The organism is Candidatus Hepatincolaceae symbiont of Strigamia maritima (assembly GCF_055505085.1).
Window position 1 is genome coordinate 1 of the sequence record NZ_DBKDTU010000022.1, and the last position, 4,048, is coordinate 4,048.

The window sequence follows — 4,048 nt, forward strand, 5'->3', positions numbered from 1 at the left end:
TACCTTATTCTTTAGATGCACTGGCACCTTTTATGTCTAAGGAAACCCTAGAATATCATTATCAAAAACATCATCAAACCTATGTTACTAACTTAAACAACTTACTCGAGGACCCCAAGAACGGTATCTTTAAAGCTAAAACCTTAGATGTAATAGTAACGGAGAGTTATAATAAAGTTGATTTTGCTGGGGTTTTTAATAATGCTGCTCAGGCTTATAATCATAATGAATTTTGGCTTAGTATGAAGAAAGATTCTAACCCTAATATTCCAAGTTTGGTAACTAAGCAAATTATTAAATCCTTTGGATCATTTGATACTTTTAAAGATACTATGATTAAATTAGGTACAGCTCAATTCGGTTCAGGATGGGTATGGCTTTTAGTAGAAAATCGGCAATTAGTCATTAAAAATTATCCCAACGGGGTTAATCCTATCTCACAAAATGCTAAAGAAGTTTTAGGTTGTGATGTTTGGGAACACAGCTACTACATAGATTATCGTAATAAAAGAGCAGATTATTTAAAAGCTTGGTTTGAAAATCTTATTAATTGGGAATATGTAGAACACAAACTTAATGTTGCCCTACAAGATTAAGTTAAAAACTTACTACTCTTATATACCTAGCTAGGTTGGTTTGTAGATTTTTAGATGTAGTGTTGTTGTAATACTATAAATTTTTAAGCTACAGTTAAAAACTCAGTTATAAGCTGAATTCTGACTATTATGCATTATCAGGAATTAGTTCCGTTATTAGGGAACAACCATTTAGCAGCTATAAAGATTAAACCGAATACCGTTGCAGTAGTAGTAGTAATAAAAGCTATTAATACTGTATCATTTAAATGAAACCCGTAAAAATTATATCCGGCTAATAATAAGATTATTAGCATAGCAATACACCATGTCATAGTAAACATAAAAATGTGTTTCATATAACGGTGTCGAGCATTTTCATCTCTTTTCATATCATCAACTACAACCCGTTTTTCTACAAGATCTACATTAGTATTCTCTATTGTTGCATCTTTAGTAGTAGGGGTATCTACAGAGATAGCCTGATTCGGGTTAAAATTATTAGTACTTAGATTTGCCATTTTAATCTCCATTTCAATATCGGCTTTAGTATATCTTATTCTTTCCTTACTTCTACCTCTAATAAAAGAGGCTCATATATCTAAAAAGTGCTGTTAATTGCTATTTTAAATTAAGTTTACTAAAAGAATATGGGAGTAATTCCTGCATAGTAAAGGTTTTTCTAATTCCCTTACTATGTGCTATATGAATTAGAGTAGCCGGATTAGCAAATTCCATAATTTTTTGTCTACACCCCCCGCAAGGAGTACATAATACTTCTCCTGTAGCAATAATTAGAATTTTAGCAATAGTATTATCACCGCATACAATCATATTAGCAATTGCTCCTGCTTCTGCACAAATACCCATAGGATAAGCAGCATTTTCCACATTACACCCCTGATAAAAATTATTATTTTTAGTTAAAATACAAACTCCTACGGCAAAGTTAGAATACGGAGCATAAGCTTTTTCCCTAGCTGTAACGGCTAAATCATACATTTTTTGTTTCATCATTGTTTCTCTCAGTTCCATACTTTTTATCATTTACCATTAACCTTTTTTATGAATGACTCCTTATAAGGATTCAGTTATCTTAAAAAAATAATAAACCTATTAATACTGATTTACAAGCGGTTGTATAATATTTTCTGTTAAAGAATTTTTTGTTAACCCAGCAAACTTTAGTACATCATCTAACAAAGATGATGCTCCAATACGGAAGTTTCTAGGGTTAATATAACTCTTTCCCATAAATTTCTCTGTTAAATTAATATATTTCATTGCCTCTTGTACAGTTCTAATGCCCCCTGAGGGTTTAATTCCACAAGGTTTTTGAGTGTCTTTAATAGCTTGTAACATAATTGTTACTGCTTCTATGGTGGCTGAACTGTTGGTTTTTCCGGTTGAAGTTTTTATAAAATCAACCCCCATATGAATCGCCAAATCTGCTACTTGTTTTATTAATTCATCAGTTTGTAATTCAGAAACCTCTAAAATAACTTTTAGGGTAAGAGCATCTAGACATATTTCCCTAGCTGCTCTAATTACTGCCTTAGGCAATTGTATATTATTAGATTTTAAAGCAAAATACGGTAATACCAAATCAATCTCATCTGCTCCTAAAAATTGAGCTTGTTTAATCTCACTAATGATATCCGGTATAGTATTTCTCCCATAAGGAAAATTAACAACCGTGGCTATTTTTACATTTGCATTTATTTGCTCTAACGTTTTCTTTGCAAGAGGAATATACTTCTGCCAAATACAAAGGGCAGCTACCTGTCCTATAGGAGTTAGTGCTTTATTACATAAATTAACAATATCCTGTTCTGTATCAGCATCCCCTAGCAAAGTTAAGTCTACTACACTAATTATACGTTTAGCCGTTTCTATATTTTTTGTGAGTAAATCTGTTACTACTACATTCATATATGTAAAGCCTCCAGTAGCCCATAAATTATTATTTATAATACCACAATTTGTTAATTATTAATATAAAGATTATTCATTATTTGCAAACTTATGAAAGATTTTATCTATACAAAAAATATAACTTTTAGTTGAATATATCTATAAACAAGATAGTATCCACTATAAATACATTAGTCCATGGATGTACTTTCTCAATTAAAATAATTTATTGAAGAATATATGCCATACCCTAACTTTATATACTACCTTATTTTTTAGTAAACTATTACTGAATATAGGAAGTTGGGATAGAGAAACAAGGAATGGATGAAAGGCTAACCTTTGTTAATTTTTACTAAAATATGAATATAGCAACGACATCTCTGTCATCATTCCTAAGTAAATTATAGGTATGTATAGCTGAAGTTGTTTTTACCCATTCTAATTTTAATCCTAAAGAATTAATATACATCCTAACCTCAGGGGAAGGTAATACTAATTTTTCACCACAACCTACTAATAAGAGTTCTGCTTTTGGTTGATAGTTTTCTAAAATTCTTAAATCTGTTATACTAATGTGTTCCTTATTTACCTGTTGAAAAGGAAAATAGCAATTATCCTCTAATAATATAAAACTACCTTGCAAGAGCAAACTAGTTTTATCAGTAGTATTATATAAACTTAAACTGTTATTATCATGAGAAGAAATAAGGTAATTATTTTTCATATTTAACTTTTTTAAGATTACCTAGATACATCAGCATCGGTACAGCCACCCAAATTGAAGAATAGGTACCAAAAATCACCCCTATAATCATAGTAAAACTAAAGCTCTTTAAAGTATCTCCCCCTAAAAGGAAAATACTTAATAATACTAAAATTACTGTTAGGGATGTAGCAATACTTCTGGAGAAAACCTCGTTAATGCTTTTATTTAAAATATAAATCAGATTATATTTAGAGTATCTTTTTAAATTTTCACGTACTTGATCGAAATTTACCACTGTATCATTAATGGAAAAACCAATAATGGTTAAAACAGAGGCTACAGTTGAAAGGTTAAACTCAAACCCCAGTAGTGATAAAAACCCTACCCCCATAATAACATCATGAAATAGGGTAATAACTCCCATTAAGCCATATTGCCAATCAAAACGAAACCACAAATAGGCAAAAATTCCTAAGAAAGATAAAGTAATCGAATAGATTCCACCCCAAATTATATTAGTGCTAACACTAGGTCCAACAAATTCACTCTTTAAAAATATATATTTAGATCCTAAAACAGTTTTAACTTTTTCTATTACATCATTAAAATTATTAAATTTATTAATGATATTACTACTAATTAGAATTCGTGCTCCGTTCTCTTTACCAAACTCCTGAATCTCTATATCTTTAATTTCTATGGAGTTCAATTTAGTACGAATATTAGCTAAAGAGCTATTCTGAGGCATTTTAATTTCCATTGATAAACCTCCCTTAAAATCTATTCCTAAATTAAAACCTTTAAAAGTAATTAAGAAAATAAATACTAAAGATAACAGAATTGAAGCTAT

The 4,048-nt window shown here is 30.0% G+C and carries 6 protein-coding genes; 1 reads left to right on the forward strand and 5 read right to left on the reverse strand.

Annotated elements, in window-relative coordinates; translation table 11 throughout:
• The coding region (locus ACQCX0_RS00535; protein WP_462562113.1) for a superoxide dismutase at positions 1-596 on the forward strand (596 nt) is incomplete at its 5' end.
• Between the two features lie 137 nt (positions 597-733).
• Here the strand turns inward: ACQCX0_RS00535 and ACQCX0_RS00540 are convergent.
• The 5 genes from ACQCX0_RS00540 to secF form a co-directional block, all read right to left on the reverse strand.
• Positions 734-1,096 (reverse strand): hypothetical protein, encoded by a 363-nt coding sequence (locus ACQCX0_RS00540; protein WP_462562115.1) that lies wholly within the window; start codon positions 1,094-1,096, stop codon positions 734-736.
• 100 nt (positions 1,097-1,196) lie between these two features.
• Positions 1,197-1,622, reverse strand: a complete 426-nt coding sequence (cdd, locus tag ACQCX0_RS00545) for a cytidine deaminase (protein WP_462562117.1) — start codon at positions 1,620-1,622, stop codon at positions 1,197-1,199.
• Positions 1,623-1,691: 69 nt separating this feature from the next.
• Positions 1,692-2,507 (reverse strand): deoxyribose-phosphate aldolase, encoded by an 816-nt coding sequence (deoC, locus tag ACQCX0_RS00550; RefSeq protein ID WP_462562119.1) that lies wholly within the window; start codon positions 2,505-2,507, stop codon positions 1,692-1,694.
• Between the two features lie 337 nt (positions 2,508-2,844).
• Positions 2,845-3,216: an Mth938-like domain-containing protein gene (locus ACQCX0_RS00555; protein WP_462562121.1), complete on the reverse strand. Its 372-nt coding sequence runs from the start codon at positions 3,214-3,216 to the stop codon at positions 2,845-2,847.
• Positions 3,206-4,048, reverse strand: an 843-nt coding sequence (gene secF / locus ACQCX0_RS00560) for a protein translocase subunit SecF (RefSeq protein WP_462562123.1), incomplete at its 5' end; no start/stop codon positions are given. The genes secF and ACQCX0_RS00555, both read right to left, overlap by 11 nt.